Consider the following 16092-nt stretch of genomic DNA (forward strand, 5'->3'; position numbering starts at 1 on the left):
GTCAGAGCGCGGCGAGCGCGGCGCGCTGGGCGCGCATCAGGCGCAGGGCGGCGGAGTCGCGGTCCCATGTCCTGGCGAGCGCCGGGGCGGCGGGTGCGACCGGCGCATCGCTCGCGAAGACCGCGGCGGCTTCCGCGAGGCGTGGACTGAGACCGGCGGCGACCGCGGCGACCGCGGCGCATCCGCGCAGGGCGGGTTCGCGGGCGTCGTGGGCGGCGAGGGCGCAGCCGATCGCCTCGGCGTAGAGGCCGCTGAGCAGCGGGCTGCGGGCGTGGCCGCCGGCCATGTGGAGCGTCGTGCAGGCCGCCGGCGCGCCGGCCAGCGCCTCGACGATCTCGCGCAGCTCCAGCGCCAGCGCCACGCAGGCGCGCCAGTAGAGCCGGCAGAGCGCGTCGAAGCCGCCCTCGCCCGTCAGGTCGTCCAGCGCCAGGCCGCAGATCGCGCCGAGCGCCGCGGGCGCGGCGACCGGCGCGCGCGCGCCATGGAAGCTCGGCAGCACATGCAGGTCCGCCGCGAGGGCCGGCCCCTTCTCGGCGCGGAGCGCGCGCACCCGCGCGGTGATCTCGGCATGGGCCCGGTCGTCGGCCGGGCGGCCGCCGAAGCGCCCGATCAGATGGTCGAGCAGCGCCCCGGTCGCCGACTGGCCGCCCTCGATCACCGAGAGGCCCGGCAGCACCGCGTCGGGGCAGGGCCCCCAGAGACCCGGCCCGGCCCGCGCATCGCGCCGCAGGCCCATGACGCAGCTCGACGTCCCGGCGATCAGCGCCAGCCCCGCCTCCGGCGCGCGGCCGAGCATCCCCAGCGCGGCGGCGTGGGCGTCGATCAGCCCCGCGCCCACCCGGGCGGCTGGCGAGAGCCCCAGCTCCCTAGCGGCCCGGGGCGTCAGCGGCCCCAGATCGGTCCCCGGCGCGACGCCCTGCGGCGGCAGGCCGGCGCGCGCGCGCAGATCCCCCAGCCCGACATCGTCGAGCAGCGCGTCGCGCCAGCCTCCGGTCCACGGCCATTTGCAGGCGACGGCGCAGGCCGAACGCGCGGTCGAGCCGGTCGCGCGCCAACCGAGGAAGTCGCAGAGATCGAGCAGCATCCCGGTCCGCGCCCAGACCTCCGGTCGGCGGCGCTTCAGCCACAGCGCCTTAGGTCCCTGCATCTCGGGGCTGACGGCGCCGCCGCAGAGCGCGGCCAGCGCGGGATCGGCGGCGCTCATCTCCGCCGCCTCGGCCATCGCGCGGTGGTCCAGCCAGAGCAGCGTGTCCCAGCACGGGCGGTCCTCGACGGGCTGCCCGCCGTCCAGCGGCAGCGGCGCGCCGTCGGCGTCGCGCAGCGTCAGCGAGGCCGTGGCGGCGAAGGCGAGGCCGACGACGGCGCCGCCGGGCGCCCCGGCTTCGTCGAGCGCGCCGCGCACGGCGGCGCAGGCCGCGCGCCACACGGCCCCCGCGTCCTGCTCGAAGCCATCGGGGCCGGTCCGCCGCACCGGGATCTGGCGTTCGTCCGCGCCCAGCAGCGCGCCGGCGGCCGAGAACAACCCCGCCCGCGCGCTGGCGGTGCCGACGTCCACGCCGATCAGCAGTTTCTCCATGGCGGCTCCGCGCTGCGGCCTCAGGCCGGCGACGCGAGCAGTCCCGGCAGGCGCGCCATCTCGTCGAATAGCAGGTGCGCCCCCGCCGCGGCGAGGGCGTGGCGATGCGCCGGCGCGCGGGCGTGGCCGCCGCCGAGAAAGCCGAGCGCCCGCATGCCCGCCGCCCGCGCCGCCATGACCCCCGCCGGGCTGTCCTCGATGACGGCGCAGGCGGCAGGCGCCGCGCCCATCGCGGCGGCGGCGTGCAGGAACAGGTCCGGCGCCGGCTTGCCGCGGGCCACCATCGTCGCGCTGAACATGCGCCCGCCGCATCGCCCCCCGAAACGCGCGGCGAGCCCGGTCAGTTCGAGCGACAGGGCGATGCGCTCCGGCTGGCTGGAGGAGGCGACGCAGTAGGGCGCCTCCAGCGCGTCGAGCGCCGCGGCGACGCCGGCGATGGGGCGCAGTTCGGCGCGGAAGGCGGCGTGGAGGCGTTCGCGCATCCGCTCCAGCCATGCGGGGTCGGGATCGAGGCCGAAGTCGCGCCGCAGCTCTTCGCAGAGCGCGGCGAGGCTGCGGCCCAGAAAGCGCGCCTGCGCGGCGTCGGCCGTCATCGCCACGCCGGCCTCCGCCAGCGCCTCGCTCAGCACCCTGAGCGCGATCGGCTCGCTGTCCACCAGCACGCCGTCGCAGTCGAAGACGACGAGCGCCGGCGGCGCCCGCGTCAGCCCCGCAGCCAGCCCGACAGGGCGCTGCGCACCCCCTCAACCTCGATCCGCGCCGCCCAGCGCGCGAAGGCGTCGCGGAAGGGCGCGGCGCGGCCGACCTCGCCGTAGACCTCGCCCATGCCGAGCCAGTCCAGCGGGTCGGGCCGCGCCGCCAGCGCCGAGAGGCTCTCCCAGCGCGGATCGTTCGGCGCGATGGCGCCGCCGGTCTCGTCGCGGCCTGCGCAGTAGCGCCGCCACAGCGCCGAGACGAGCGCGAGCCCCTCGACCGGCGCCCCGGCGGCGAGGCGGTCGCGGACCGCCGGCACGATGAATTTCGGCTGCCGGTTGGAGCCGTCGAGGCAGAGCCGGCGCACCGTGTCGCCGATGGCTGGGTTGGCGAAGCGGCTCGCGATCAGCGCGCGATAGGCCTCCAGCGACTGGCCCGGCGGCGTCGGCGTCACGGGGATGATCTCCTCGCGCGTCAGCTTTTCCAGGTAGCCGGCGATGAGCGGCTCGGCCATGGCCTCGTGGACGAATTCGATCCCCAGAAGGCCGCCGGGATACGCGATCGCCGCATGCCCGCCGTTGAGGATGCGCAGTTTCATCAGCTCCCATGTTCCCACGTCGGGGGTGAACAGGACGCCGGCCTGCTCCAGCGGAGGGCGGCCGAGGGGGAAGCGGTCCTCGATCACCCATTGCGTGAAGTCCTCGCAGAACACCGGCCAGGCGTCGTCCACGCCATGCCGCTCGCGGCAGAGCCTGCGCTCGCGCTCGCCGGTGGCGGGGGTGATGCGGTCCACCATCGCGTCGGGGAAGGCGACCTCGGCCTCCACCCAGTCGGCGAAGCCCGCGTCGCCGAGCCGCGCGAGCCCCGCCACCGCGTTGCGGGTGACGCCGCCGTTGTGGGGGATGTTGTCGCAGCACATCACGGTGAAGGGCTGCAGGCCGGCGCCGCGGCGGGCGCGGAGCCCGGCGAGGATCAGTCCGAAGACGGTGCGCGGCGCGTCCGGCGCGGCGGCGTCGGCGCGAATCGCGGGATGGTCGGCGTCGAACGCGCCCGAGGCGTCGAGGAAATAACCGCCCTCCGTCACGGTCAGCGACACGATCCGCGTCGCGGGGTCCGCCAGCCGCGCCACGGTCGCGGCGACGTCGCCCACGGGCAGGAAATCGACCATCGGGCCGATGACGCGGGCCTCCACCGCCTCGGCAGACTGCTCGACCAGCGTCGTCAGCCAGTCCTGCCCGGCGAGCGCCTCGCGCATCGCCCCGTCATGGGGCGTGACGCCGGCGCCGACGATGGCCCAGTCACGGGCGAGGCCCCGGTTCATCAGCGCGTCGAGATGGGCGGCCTGATGGGCGCGGTGGAAGTTTCCGACGCCGAAATGCACGATGCCGGGCGAGAGGTCGCCGCGCACATAGCGCGGAACGCCGACGCGGCGCAGCGTCGGCAGCGCGGAAAGCGAAAGGCGGGAGGGCGCGGCTGCGTCGATCATGGCTTCAGCTCATCCAGTTTCCGCCGTCGACGTTGTAGGTCTGCGCGACGACGTAATCGCTTTCGGGTCCGGCGAGGAAGATCGCCATGCCGACGAGATCCCGCGCGGTTCCCATCCGCCCGTAGGGCACGGCCTCTCCAACGAGCTTCTTCTTCTCGCCCGGCGGGCGCCCTTCCCATTTCGCGAAGAGCGCGTCCACGCCGTCCCAGTGCTCGCCGTCCACCACGCCGGGCGCGATGGCGTTGACGTTGATGCGGTGGCGGATGAGGTCGAGCCCCGCCGACTGGGTCAGAGAGATCACCGCCGCCTTGGTGGCGCAGTACACTGCGACGAGCGGCTCGCCGCGCCGCCCCGCCTGGCTCGCCATGTTGACGATCCGCCCGCCGCGCCCGCGCGCGATCATCCCCCTAGCCACGGCCTGCATCGTGAAGAGCACGCCGTGGACGTTGACGCGGAACAGCCGCTCGCAGCTCTCGGGCGTGATCTCGACGATGGGCGCGGCGTCGAACAGGGCGGCGCTGTTCACGAGGATGTCGAGCCCGCCGAGCCGCGCCTCGGCGTCCGCGACGCCGGCCTCAATGCTGGCGCGGTCGCCGACGTCCATCGTCACCGCGATGGCGGCGGCGCCGATCCCGGCGGCGGCGGCTTCGGCGCGGTCGCGGTCGATGTCGGCCAGCGCCACGCGGGCGCCCTCGCGCGCATAGGCTTCGGCGAAGGCGAGGCCGATGCCGCGCGCGGCGCCGGTGATCAGCGCCGTCTTGCCCTCCAGCCGCCTCACGCCATCGCCTTTCCATCCGCCCCGAAGCGGTAGACCCGGCCGGCCTCGGGCGTCATGTGGACGGTGTCGCCCGGCCCGGCGCCGAACTCGCCGGAGACGCGCGCGGTGACGGCGCCGACGCCCTCGCCCTCGACATGGAGGAAGGTGTCGGAGCCGAGATGCTCGGCGATGGTCACGACGCCCTTCCAGTCGCCGGCCTCGCGAGAGAGCGTCAGATGCTCTGGGCGCACGCCGATGGTGTTTGCGCCATGCGCCGCCGCCGCCGCGCCTTCGATCAGGTTCATCTTCGGGCTGCCGATGAAGGCCGCGACGAACAGGTTGGCGGGGCTGCGGTAGAGCTCAAGCGGACTGCCGACCTGCTCGATGGCGCCCCTGTTCAGCACCACGATCTTGTCGGCCATCGTCATCGCCTCGACCTGATCATGGGTGACGTAGACCATCGTCGCCCCGAGCTTCTGGTGCAGTTCGCTGATCTCCAGCCGCATCGAGACGCGCAGCGCGGCGTCGAGGTTGGACAGCGGCTCGTCGAACAGGAAGGCCGCCGGCTCGCGTACGATGGCGCGGCCGATGGCGACGCGCTGGCGCTGCCCGCCTGAGAGCTGGCCGGGGCGGCGGTCGAGATAGTCGGTGAGGTTCAGCGTCGCCGCCGCGCCGCGCACCTTTCGGTCGATCTCGGCCTTGTCGACGCCGGCCATCTTCAGCGGAAACGCGATGTTGCGGTAGACGCTCATGTGCGGATAGAGCGCGTAGGACTGGAACACCATCGCCAGCCCGCGCCGCGCGGGCGGCAGGGCGGTGGCGTCCTTCCCGTTGATGCGGATCATGCCGCCGCTGGCGTCCTCCAGCCCCGCGATCAGCCGCAGCAGCGTGGACTTGCCGCAGCCCGAGGGGCCGACGAACACGACGAACTCGCCGTTCTCGATCTCAAGGTCCACGCCAGGGATAACGGCGACGCCGCCGAAACTCTTCTTGACGCCCTGCAAGGCGATTGCGCCCATTGTCCGGGTCTCCTTACTTGACGGCGCCGAAGGTCAGCCCGCGCACGAGCTGCTTCTGGCTGAACCAGCCGAGCACGAGGATCGGCAGGATCGCCATGGTCGAGGCGGCCGAGAGCTTCGCCCAGAACAGACCCTCGGGGCTGGAGTAGCTGGCGATGAAGGCGGTCAGCGGCGCGGCCTTGGCGGCGGTGAGGTTCAGCGTCCAGAACGCCTCGTTCCAGGCGAGGATGACGTTGAGCAGCATCGTCGAGGCGATGCCGGGCACGGCCATCGGCGCGAGAACGTGGATGATCTCCGCGGAAAGGCCGGCGCCGTCCATGCGCGCCGCCTCCAGTATCTCGCCGGGGATTTCCTTGAAGTAGGTGTAGAGCATCCACACCACGATCGGCAGGTTGATGAGCGCCATCACCGCGACCAGCCCCCCCAGCGTGTCGAGCAGCCCCCAGTCGCGGAACAGCAGGTAGATCGGCACCAGCACGCCGACCGCCGGCATCATCTTGGTCGAGAGCATCCACATCAGGATGTTCTTGGTGTGCTTTGTCGGCGAGAACGCCATCGACCACGCCGCCGGCACCGCGATCAGCAGCGCCAGCAGCGTCGAGCCGACCGAGATCACCACCGAGTTCATCGCATGGCGGGCGTAGTTCGACCGCTCCTGCACGGTGGCGTAGTTCTCCCACGTCCAGTCGAAGAACACGAAGACCGGCGGGGTCGAGACGGCCTGACCCTCGGTCTTGAAGCTGGTCAGCACCGTCCAGAGGATCGGAAAGAAGATCAGCAGCGCGACGGTCCACGCTACGGCCGAGATGGCGGCCTTGCGGGCGGGCGTGTGGGCGCGGGCCATGGCTCAGCTCTCCAGGTTCTTGCCGACCATGCGGATCAGGAACACCGCGACGATGTTGGCGAGGATCACGGCGATCACGCCGCCCGCCGACGCGCCGCCGATGTCGTATTGCAGCAGCGCCTGCGCATAGATCAGGAAGGCGAGGTTGGTCGTGGCCGTGCCGGGGCCGCCATTGGTCGTCACGAGGATTTCCGCGAACACGCTCAGCAGGAAGATCGTCTCGATCAGGACCACCACCGTCAGGGCGCGGGCGAGGTGGGGCAGGGTGATGTAGGCGAACACCGACACCGGCCCGGCGCCGTCCATCTCCGCGGCCTCGCGCTGCTCGCTGTCGAGCGACTGGAGCGCGGTGAGGATGATCAGCGTCGCGAAGGGCAGCCAGCCCCACGCCACGATGACGATGATCGAGAACAGCGGCAGCTCGGCGAACCAGTCGACCGGCTCCATGCCGAGGCTCTGCGCGATCCAGGCGAACAGCCCGTTGACGGGGTGCATCAGCATGTTCTTCCACACCAGCGCCGAGACGGTCGGCATCACGAAGAACGGCGCGATCACCAGCAGCCGCACGATCCCCTGGCCCCACATCGGCTGGTCGAGCAGCAGCGCCAGGGCCGTGCCGCCGATCAGCGTGATCGCGAGCACCCCCAGCACCAGCGTCAGCGTGTTGACGATCGCGGCTTTGAAGGCGGGGTCGGTGAGGAACCAGCCGTAGTTCTCGACGCCGACGTAGCTCTCCATCCCCGGCATAAGCAGGTTGTAGCGCAGGGTGGAGAAGTAGAGCGTCATCGCCAGCGGGATCGCCATCCAGGCCAGCAGCAGGATGACCGACGGGGCGAGGGTGAGGCGCGCGGCGGCGCGGGTGTGCGTGGTGGCCATGGTCTCGGGCTCCCGTCCGATGATCCGGCGCGGCGCCTTGGCCCGCGCCGGTCGGGTCGTTGGTCAGCCGCGGCGCGCACGCCGACGCCGCGTCCCTCTCCGGACGGCGTCGGCCTGACGGGCGGCGCGGCGAGGTCGGAGACGGTCCTGCGGGGCGTCGGGGCGGCCGAAGCCGCCCCGCCAGGCTCACTTGATGTAGCCTGCCCGCGTCATCTCGCGCGTGGCGATGGTCTGCGCCGTCTCAAGCGCCTGCTCGACCGAGATCTGCCCGGCGAGCGCGGCGGAGAACTGCTGGCCGACCGCCGTCCCGAGCCCCTGGAACTCCGGAATGGCGACGAACTGCACGCCGACATAGGGCACCGGATCGACCGTGGGATCGGCCGGATCGGCGGCCTTGATCGAGGCGAGCGTCATCTCGGCGAAGGGCGCGGCCTCCTGGTAGGCGGGGTTCTCGTAGAGCGAGGTGCGCGTGCCCGGCGGGACGTTCGCCCAGCCCTCCTTCTCCGCCACGAGTTCGGCGTATTCCTTGGAGGTCGCCCAGGAGATGAAGGTCTGCGCGGCCTCGCCCTTCTCGGAGCCCGCGGGCACGGCGAGCGACCACGCCCAGAGCCAGTTGCCGCGCTTGCCGAGGCCGTTGTCGGGCGCCAGCGCGAAGCCGACCTGGTCGGCCACGGTGCTCTCGGCGGGGTTGGTCACGAAGGAGGCGGCCACGGTGGCGTCGATCCACATGCCGCATTTGCCCTGCTGGAACAGCGCGAGGTTCTCGTTGAAGCCGTTCGAGGAGGCGCCGGCGGGCCCGGCGTCGTTCAGCAGGTCGACGTAGAAGGTGAGCGTCTCCTTCCACTCCGGGCTGTCGAACTGGGGCTTCCAGTCCATGTCGAACCAGCGGGCGCCGAAGCTGTTGGCGGTGGCCGTGATGAAGGCGGTGTTCTCGCCCCAGCCGGCCTTGCCGCGCAGGCACACGCCGTAGATCTCGGCGTCCCTGTCGGTGATCTTGCGCGCCGCCTCGGCGATGAAGTCCCAGCTCGGCGCGTCGGGCATCTCCAGCCCCGCTTCTGCGAACAGATCCTTGCGGTACATCACCATCGAGCTCTCGCCGTAGAACGGCGCGGCGTAGAGCTGGCCCTCGTGGGTGAGCCCCTCGCGGATGGCGGGCAGGAGGTCGTCGGCGTCGTAATCCTCGCCGAGGTTGTTCAGCGGCAGCAGCCAGCCGAGCTTGGCCCAGATCGGAACCTCGTAGGTGCCGATGGTCATCACGTCGTACTGGCCGCCCCTGGTGGCGATGTCGGTTGTGACGCGCTGGCGCAGAATGTTCTCCTCCAGCGTCACCCATTCCAGCGCGATGCCGGGATGCTGGGCGGTGAAGGCGTCGGTCAGACCCTGCATCCGGATCATGTCGCCGTTGTTCACGGTCGCGATGGTGAGGGTCTGGGCCCCGGCCAGCGTGGTGGACGCCAGCAGGGCGCCGAGCGCGAGCCCGACGGTGCGGTTGAACATGGATCGCCTCCCTAGCGATGAGCATTAAGTCTGCTGTTGGGCAATTGCTCGCACAAACTGGTCAAAATGTCAACCATCCGCGCGACATTGCAGCGAATTGCCCATTGACCCGGCAAATGCTCATCTCTCGCGAGGAGGCGCCATGAGCGAAGCGGGAGACGGGCAGTCGCGGCGGCGGGACCAGGCGGCGCGGGCCGCGTGGCTCTATTTCATGCGCGGACGGACTCAGGACGAGATCGCCGCGGCGCTCGACGTCTCGCGCCAGGCGGCGCAGCGGCTGGTCGCCTTCGCGGTGTCGGAGAAGCTCATCAAGTTCCGCCTCGACCACCCGATCGCGGCCTGCCTGGAGCTGGGCGCGGCGCTGGCGGAGCGGCACGGGCTCGCCTTCTGCGACGTCGCGCCGAGCGACCCGGCCGCGCCGGGCGCCGTCGAGGGCGTCGCGCAATGCGTCGCCGACAGGCTCGCGCGGGCGCTCGCGGCGAAGGAGCCCGTCACGCTCTGCGTCGGCACGGGGCGCACCCTGCGCGCGGCGGTCGAACAGGTGGAGCCGATGGAGCGCCCGGCCCACACCATCGTGTCGCTGGTCGGCGCCATGTCGAGCGGCGGGCGCGCCAGCCCCTACGACGTCGTGATGCGGCTGGCGGACCGCGTCGGCGCCCAGCGCTTCCCGATGCCCTGCCCGGTGATCGCCGAGACGGAGGCCGAGCGCGCCGCGTTCCTGGCGCAGCGCGCCGTCGCCGCGATCAGCGCGCTGCGGGAGGACGCCGCGGCGAGCTTCGTCGGCGTCGGCGAGATCGGCTGGGGCGCGCCGATCCACGACGACGGCTTTCTCTCCGACGCCGACGTGGCGTCGCTGCTGGAGGCGGGGGCGGTGGGCGAGATCACGGGCTGGTCGTTCGACGCGGGGGGGCGGGTGCTGGAGGGCGGCGTCAACGCCCGCGTCGCGAGCCTGTCGCTGGAGACGCCGCCGAAGCGGCCGACGGCCCTCGTCGGGGCGGGCGCGCGCAAGCTCCCGCCGATCCGCGCCGCGCTCGCCGGCGGCCTCGCCACGGCGCTCATCACCGACGAGGCGACGGCGCGGGCCCTGCTGGAGGCCCGATGAGGCGCGCTCAGCGCTTCAGGACGCGCTGAACCGCAGTGACGGCGACGATCGTCGCCGCGCCCAGGGCGAGCCCGAACGCTGCCGAGCCGATCGCCATGACCGCCCAGCCCCGGAAGGAGCCGAGGCCGACCGACGCCGACATCTCGTGCAGCGCGTCCTCGACGCCGTGCAGGCCGAACTCGCCGAGGCCGTGGCTGACGATGCCGCCGCCGACCCACAGCATCGCGACCGTGCCGACGACGCTGAGACCGCTCAGCACCAGCGGCATCCCGCGCACCATCGCCCGGCCGACCGTCTCGGCGACGCCGCCGCGCCGCGCGAGCGCCACGCCCGCGTCGTCGGCCTTCACGATCAGCGCGACGGCCCCGTAGACGACCACCGTGATCAGCGTCCCGACCACCGCAAGCACCACGGCCTGGGTGAGCAGCGGCGCCTCGGCGACCGAGGCCAGCGTGATCGCCATGATCTCGGCGGACAGGATGAAGTCGGTCTTCACCGCGCCCTTGACGCGCTTCTCCTCAAGGCCGTGAGGCGAATCGGCGACAGGTTCGCCGCCGGTCGCCGCCTCATGCGCGTGCGCGGCGTCGGGCGCGATCTTCTCCCAGATCTTCTCGGCGCCCTCGTAGGACAGGTAGAGGCCGCCCGCCATCAGCAGCGGCGTGACGATCCAGGGCGCGATCTGGTTGAGGAGCAGGGCGGCCGGCAGCAGGATCGCCAGCTTGTTGAAAATCGAGCCGGTCGCGATGCGCCGGATCATCGGCAGCTCGCGCTCGGGCGAGAAGCCGACGACGTAGCCGGGCGTCACGGCCGCGTCGTCGACGATGACGCCCGCCACCTTGCCGCCGGCCTTCACGGTCTGCGCCGCGACGTCGTCCAGCGACGCGGCCGCGGCGCGGGCGATCAGCGCGACGTCGTCGAGCAGCGCAATCAGTCCAATGCTCATCGCCGTCTCCGGGTCGGAAAATCCTGCGGGAGACGGTCTAGCAGCCTAACGGGGCGGCGCGAAGCCTCCGCGCCGCACCCGCCTGTCTCAGCGAGCGCGGGCCGTCACTTGCGGCCGAGCTTCTCCGCGCCGCCGCCCAGCGCGGCGCCGGCGGTCGGATCCTCCTCCTCGGCGACGTCGGCGATCAGCGTCTCGGTGGTCAGCACGAGCTTGGCGACCGAGGCGGCGTTGCCGACCGCGGCGCAGGTGACGCGCAGCGGGTCGATGACGCCCGCCGCCAGCAGGTCGCCGAACTGGCCGGTGGCGGCGTTGAAGCCCTCGGTCGGGCCCTGGCCGGCCACCGTGCGCACGATCTCGTTGGGGTCGCGCCCGGCGTTGAGCGCGATGCGCGAGAGCGGCCGCGACAGCACCGACTGCACCAGCGCGACGCCGGCCCGGACATCGCCCTCATGGGCCGCGAGCACCGGCTCCAGCGCGTCGGACACCCGCGCCAGCGCGACGCCGCCGCCCAGCACCACGCCTTCCTCCTGCGCCGCGCGCACGGCGCTCAGCGCGTCCTCGATGAGCTGGATGGTGCGTTTCTGCTCCACAGGGGTCACGCCGCCGGCATAAATGACCGCGGTGCCGCCGCAGAGCTTCGCGAGCCGCTCGCGCAGCTTGTCCTGCTCGATGTTGGGCGGCGCGCGGTCGTGGAGCCGCTGGACCTGCGCCCGGCGGGCGGAGACCGCGTCGGCGTCGCCATGCCCGCGGACGATGGTCGTGTCGGTCGCGGTGGACCACACCGCGTCGGCGGAGCCGAGATCCTCGCGCGTGACGTCCTCGAGCCGGCCGCCGAGGTCGCGCACGATGACGCGCCCGCCGGTCAGGATCGCCAGATCCTCCATCATCGCCTTGCGCCACTGGCCGTATTCCGGCGGGTGCACGACGAGGAAGCGGCCCGGCGCCGAACGGCTCAGCAGCGAGCCCAGCACTTCCGGCGAGCAGTCCTCCGAGACGATCAGCAGCGGCCGCCCGTCCTCCTCCGCGATGGCGCGCACCGTCGAGAGCTGCGCGGGGCTGGTCAGCTTCAGGTCGGTCAGCACGATGTAGGGGTTCTTCAGCTCAGCCTTCATCGCCTCCTGGTCGGTGACGAGGTGGTGCGAGATGTAGCCCCGGTCGAAGGACATGCCCTCGACCACCTCGACATGGCTGACCGGGCCGACCGCGAAATCGGTGGTGATGACGCCCTCGCGGCCCACGGCGCGGCAGGCGTCGGCCACCAGCCTGCCGAGGCGCGGCTCGGTGGCGGCGATGGCGGCGACATGGTCGAGCAGACCCTCCTCCAGCGGCCGGGCGGCGGCGCGCAGCGCGCCCAGCACCGCCTCCACGCCGATGTCGACGCCGTGGCAGAGGTCCACCGCCTTGGCGCCGCGCGCGGTCAGCTCCACGCCGCCCTGCACCAGCCCGTTGGCCAGCACGATGGAGGTGGTGGTGCCGTCGCCGCAGGTGTCGTTGGTCTGCATCGAGACCTCGCGCGCCACCTGCGCGCCCATGTTCTCGAAGCGGTCGAAAAGCTCGATCTCGGAGGCGATGGAGACGCCGTCGCGCGTCACGAGCGGCGTGCCGATGGGGCGGTCCACCATCGCGTTCATTCCCTTCGGCCCCAGCGTCGGCTCGACGGCGGCGGCGAGGCGCTTGACGCCGCGGGCGAGCGCCTGCCGCGCCTCGGTTCCGTGGATCATGATCTTGGGCATCGTCGTTTCCTCCCTCGGCCTCTGGCGGGCCGCATGGTTTGCGGGGTCGAAGCTCATGGTCGGCTTAGCGGCCGCGGCCCCGGTCAGGCCGCGGCCTGATGGTCGCCGGCGCGCCCTCAGCGCGCCCCGACTGGCAGCGGGACGCGGCCCTCGATGAAGTCGGCCAGCGTCGGCTCGCCGCCGCAGCCCTTCGCCGGGGCCGCGGCCTCGCGGTAGCGGTTCTCCCTCAGCCCGCGGCAGAGCGCGCCGCCGAACTCCATGTTGATGCGCACCGCGCGCAGCGCGCTCATCCGCGCGGCGTAGCCCTCGACCGTCAGCGGGGCGCCGTCGGGGTCGGGGAAGGCGTGGTCGCCGGGCGCCCGCGCCAGCCCGCGCGAGACGAGCAGGCTGCGGTAGCGCGGCGCCTGCTTCGCCGCCTCGGGCGCGTCGAAGGCGGCGAGATCGAGCTGGCCGAGCGTCATCGCGGCGAGATCGGCCGGCGTGAAGCCCCGCGCCCGCAGGCCCAGCAGCACCGCCTCCTGCCGCTTCTCGAACGCCTTGCGCTCGAATTTCTCGCGCACTTCGGCGAGATCGGCGGCGCCGCCGCCGCCCGCCTCGGTCTGCCCGAATTCGGCCAGCGCCTCGGCGAAGCTGCGCCCGGCGTCCACGGCGGCGTTCATCTCCGCCGCGCAGAGATGGTCCTCCAGCCGCACCGCGATGGAGGCCGGCCAGCCGAGCCCCGCGACGGCTTCGCGGATGCCCTCGGCCATCAGGAAGGCGAAGTTGGGGCTGCACCAGTAGGTCGGCAGGCGGAACCGCACCGTGACGCCGCCGGCCGCGTCGACCTCGACCGCCTCGATGAAGCCCATCTCGGTCAGCGGCTCGTCAAGCTCGGGGTCGGTGACGGCGTCGAGCGCCCGCCAGACCTCGGTCTCGCGGACCGTCTCCCCGGCCGCGCGCCGACGCGGCGGGGACGCAGCCCCCGCCGCCGGCGCCTGCGCGCTTTCGCAGGTCACCGGGCTCACTCCGCCGCGACGGCGACGGCGACGGGGTCGTTCGCGAGCCGCGCCTTCATCGCCTCGATGTCGACGCCGTAGAGCGCCGCCGCGTTGCGGCCGAGGATCTTCTCCTTGATCTCCATGGTCAGCTGCACGCCGCGCTCGGCGGCGATGTCCTCGGGGATCTCGTAGGCCATGAACTTCTCGATCAGCCATTTCGGCGTCCAGATCGCATAGTCCGAGCCGAAGAAGATGCGGTCCGGCCCCAGCCAGAACAGCAGTTCCGCCATCACCTCGCCGAAATAGCGCGGGCGCGAGTGGATGAAGGGCAGCGCCACGGCGATGCCGCCGTAGACGTTGGCCTCCTGCACCGCGATCCAGCAGAACTCGTCGAGCCGCGGCAGGCCGCAATGCTCCACGACGAAGTTGAGGTTGGGAAAATCGGTCGCGGCCACGTCCACGTCGCGCACGTCGAAGGCGTCGAGCGAGAGCGGGATGATGGTCGGCCCCTTGTGCAGGTGGAAGTTCTTCACGCCCAGCTTCTCGCAGAGTTCGAAGCAGCGGTGCGAGGCCTCGTCGGAGACCTTGTAGCCCCGGCTGTCGCCGTTCCACTCGGCGGTGTAGAGCTTGAAGCCCTTCACGCCGTAGTCCTCGATCTGCTGGTGGATGGCCTCGTAGGCCTTCTCGCCCTCGCGCGGGTCGAAGCTGCCATTGATGATGAGCCGGTCGCCGTGGCGGGCCTTCAGCTCCCAGTTGCGCTCGATCGGGTTGAAGCCCTTGTGGTAGAAGTCGCGCAGCGCGGTGGACTGGACGATCGCCATGTCCACCATGCCGTCGGCGAACATGTCGCGATAGTAGGCGTCGGCGGTCATCTTCTCGAAGCGCGCCTTGTCCCACTGCTCCGAGGCCGGGCTCAGCGCCATGTGGTAGCCGTAGAAGCAGTCGATGAACTGCTTGCCGTGGACGTTGCGGTGGTTCTCGGGGCTGCCGTCCCAGAAATGGGTATGGCCGTCGAGAACGAAGATCTCCTTGCCTTCGGGCGTGACGAACATCGGGGGTCTCTCCCTGGATTCCTGTTTTTCTGGAGGAAGAAGGAGCGCGCCGCCGCTCGGGGCGGCGACGCGCGCCGCTCAGATGAACTCCATCACCTCGTCCATGTTGCCGAACAGGATCACGGTGTCGTCGTCCACGCGGACCATGCGGCCGTAATGGGTGGAGGTGTTGACCTCGAAGATCTCGGCGGTCATCTCGCGGCCGAGATACTCGCTGATGTCCGACATCCTGAAGATCAGCTTGCCTTCGCCGTCGATGCGGATCAGGGCGGGGGCGTAGGTGACGGTGACGCCTTCCTTCTCGCCCATGAATTCGGCGATGGCGCGGGCCTCCACGCTGTCGTTCATCGTCACCCCGCACTGGTGCGAGATGGTCTTGTCGAAGGTGATGTCCTTCATCGCCTTGAAGATGTTCTGGTGCGATGCGTCGCGTGCGATCGTGCTCATCTTGTCTGTCTCCGTTCCGGTCAGCGGCCGAGGCCGAGTTCGCCGAGGATCTTGTCGAGCCGCTCGACGGAGGTCGCGCGCGCGTCGTCGTAGGAGAGCGGCTTGCTGTGCGGCTGCGACCAGATCGGCCGCAGGTTCGCCGAGGCCGCGTCGGCGAGCGCGCCATGGGCCTTCACCCAGCCCGAGATCAGCGCGCTGTTGGCCTCGCCGTGCTCGGGGTCGGAGACGAGCATGAAGGCGAAGTCGATGGCGTTGGCGAGGTTGCGCTCGTAGTCGGCCTCCGCCGCCGAGATCACCGCCGGCGTCACGAAGTCGTTGTTGGCCGCCGCCGACTGCATCAGGAAGCCCGAGCGGAACAGCTCGCCCACCAGCGGCTCGAAGACGAGGTTGATGGCGAGATACTGCTCGACGTAGTCGGACGAGCCCATGATGGTTTCGACCGCCTGCCGCGTTCCCTGCCAGATCGGGTCTTCCAGCCAGGCGCGCTTGCCGGCCTCGTCGTCCCAGCCCTCGATGTCCATGCCGATCTCGGCGAGGTAGAGGGTGATGTCCTGTGCGAGCCGCAGTTTGTAGGAGCTGTTGGTCAGCGTCGCGTTGTTGATCATCTGGGTGTAGCCGTAGCGCTGGGCCTGCATCAGCGAGGTGCCGAGGCCGAATTCCGCGTGCTTCCAGGCGCCGAGATGGTTCTGCAGCACCTTCAGCCACGCCCGGTCGAAGGCCTTCGGGGCCTGCGCCTTGCGGGCGTTGGCGATCACCTGCTGCACCATGGTCTCGATCTTGGACTGGCGCTGGTAGTGGGTGCGCTCCCACTCCTGGTCGGGCGCGCGGAAGGCGTGCCAGTTCGAGGATTTCGCGTGGGTCGCGCCCTTGATGTAGGCGCCGTCGCCGTTCGGGAACGAGATGATCCAGTCTTGGATCAGGTAGCGCTCGGGGTCGGGCTGCACGTCAACGGTCATGTCCTCGTAATGCGTCGCGCGCTTGCCCTTGGGGTCGAAGTAGCGGTAGCGGCGGCTGTCGGAGCCGGAGAAGACCGCGGCGCCGGCGGCGCCTGAGCCGACCGAGCTGGAGAGGGCTGGCATGGGTGTTTCCT

Annotated in this window: 15 protein-coding genes; 1 reads left to right on the plus strand and 14 read right to left on the minus strand. The window is 71.6% G+C overall.

Annotated features, from left to right (window positions below; genetic code table 11):
* Position 1 precedes the first annotated feature (1 nt).
* The 8 genes from BLW43_RS11310 to BLW43_RS11345 form a co-directional block, all read right to left on the minus strand.
* Positions 2-1576: an FGGY-family carbohydrate kinase gene (locus BLW43_RS11310; RefSeq protein ID WP_093253404.1), complete on the minus strand. Its 1575-nt coding sequence runs from the start codon at positions 1574-1576 to the stop codon at positions 2-4.
* Between the two features lie 20 nt (positions 1577-1596).
* The gene (locus tag BLW43_RS11315) at positions 1597-2238 is read right to left on the minus strand and encodes an HAD-IA family hydrolase (protein ID WP_217632161.1); all 642 of its coding nucleotides are present in this window, start codon (positions 2236-2238) and stop codon (positions 1597-1599) included.
* Positions 2239-2279: 41 nt separating this feature from the next.
* Positions 2280-3755 (minus strand): mannitol dehydrogenase family protein, encoded by a 1476-nt coding sequence (locus BLW43_RS11320; RefSeq protein WP_093253410.1) that lies wholly within the window; start codon positions 3753-3755, stop codon positions 2280-2282.
* Positions 3756-3759: 4 nt separating this feature from the next.
* Positions 3760-4533, minus strand: a complete 774-nt coding sequence (locus BLW43_RS11325) for an L-iditol 2-dehydrogenase (RefSeq protein WP_093253413.1) — start codon at positions 4531-4533, stop codon at positions 3760-3762.
* Positions 4530-5531: an ABC transporter ATP-binding protein gene (locus BLW43_RS11330; RefSeq protein WP_093253416.1), complete on the minus strand. Its 1002-nt coding sequence runs from the start codon at positions 5529-5531 to the stop codon at positions 4530-4532. Before BLW43_RS11330 ends, BLW43_RS11325 begins: the two co-directional genes overlap by 4 nt.
* Before the next feature lie 13 nt (positions 5532-5544).
* The gene (locus BLW43_RS11335; RefSeq protein WP_093253420.1) at positions 5545-6375 is read right to left on the minus strand and encodes a carbohydrate ABC transporter permease; all 831 of its coding nucleotides are present in this window, start codon (positions 6373-6375) and stop codon (positions 5545-5547) included.
* Positions 6376-6378: 3 nt separating this feature from the next.
* The gene (locus BLW43_RS11340) at positions 6379-7251 is read right to left on the minus strand and encodes a carbohydrate ABC transporter permease (protein WP_093253423.1); all 873 of its coding nucleotides are present in this window, start codon (positions 7249-7251) and stop codon (positions 6379-6381) included.
* A gap of 186 nt (positions 7252-7437) precedes the next feature.
* Positions 7438-8748, minus strand: coding sequence for an ABC transporter substrate-binding protein (locus BLW43_RS11345; RefSeq protein ID WP_093253426.1), 1311 nt, complete (start codon positions 8746-8748; stop codon positions 7438-7440).
* 142 nt (positions 8749-8890) lie between these two features.
* Here BLW43_RS11345 and BLW43_RS11350 point away from each other — a divergent pair, with 142 nt between their 5' ends.
* Entirely contained in the window at positions 8891-9850 is a 960-nt protein-coding gene (locus BLW43_RS11350; protein WP_093253428.1) for a sugar-binding transcriptional regulator, read from the plus strand.
* 7 nt (positions 9851-9857) lie between these two features.
* On the opposite strand, the gene BLW43_RS11355 is transcribed toward BLW43_RS11350, so the two are convergent.
* The 6 genes from BLW43_RS11355 to BLW43_RS11380 all read right to left on the minus strand — a co-directional run bounded on the left by BLW43_RS11355 (position 9858) and on the right by BLW43_RS11380 (position 16081).
* Positions 9858-10793, minus strand: coding sequence for a DUF808 domain-containing protein (locus tag BLW43_RS11355; RefSeq protein WP_093253432.1), 936 nt, complete (start codon positions 10791-10793; stop codon positions 9858-9860).
* Positions 10794-10897: 104 nt separating this feature from the next.
* Positions 10898-12526: a molecular chaperone GroEL gene (gene groEL, locus BLW43_RS11360; protein ID WP_093253435.1), complete on the minus strand. Its 1629-nt coding sequence runs from the start codon at positions 12524-12526 to the stop codon at positions 10898-10900.
* A 116-nt stretch (positions 12527-12642) separates the two neighbouring features.
* Positions 12643-13521, minus strand: a complete 879-nt coding sequence (locus tag BLW43_RS11365) for an iron-sulfur cluster assembly protein (protein ID WP_093253437.1) — start codon at positions 13519-13521, stop codon at positions 12643-12645.
* 5 nt (positions 13522-13526) lie between these two features.
* Entirely contained in the window at positions 13527-14555 is a 1029-nt protein-coding gene (locus BLW43_RS11370) for an amidohydrolase family protein (RefSeq protein ID WP_093253440.1), read from the minus strand.
* A gap of 78 nt (positions 14556-14633) precedes the next feature.
* Entirely contained in the window at positions 14634-15002 is a 369-nt protein-coding gene (locus BLW43_RS11375) for an MmoB/DmpM family protein (RefSeq protein WP_093253444.1), read from the minus strand.
* 20 nt (positions 15003-15022) lie between these two features.
* Positions 15023-16081: an aromatic/alkene monooxygenase hydroxylase subunit beta gene (locus BLW43_RS11380; RefSeq protein WP_093253446.1), complete on the minus strand. Its 1059-nt coding sequence runs from the start codon at positions 16079-16081 to the stop codon at positions 15023-15025.
* Positions 16082-16092: the final 11 nt, after the last annotated feature.

This window comes from Rubrimonas cliftonensis (assembly GCF_900107585.1).
Lineage (GTDB): Bacteria > Pseudomonadota > Alphaproteobacteria > Rhodobacterales > Rhodobacteraceae > Rubrimonas > Rubrimonas cliftonensis.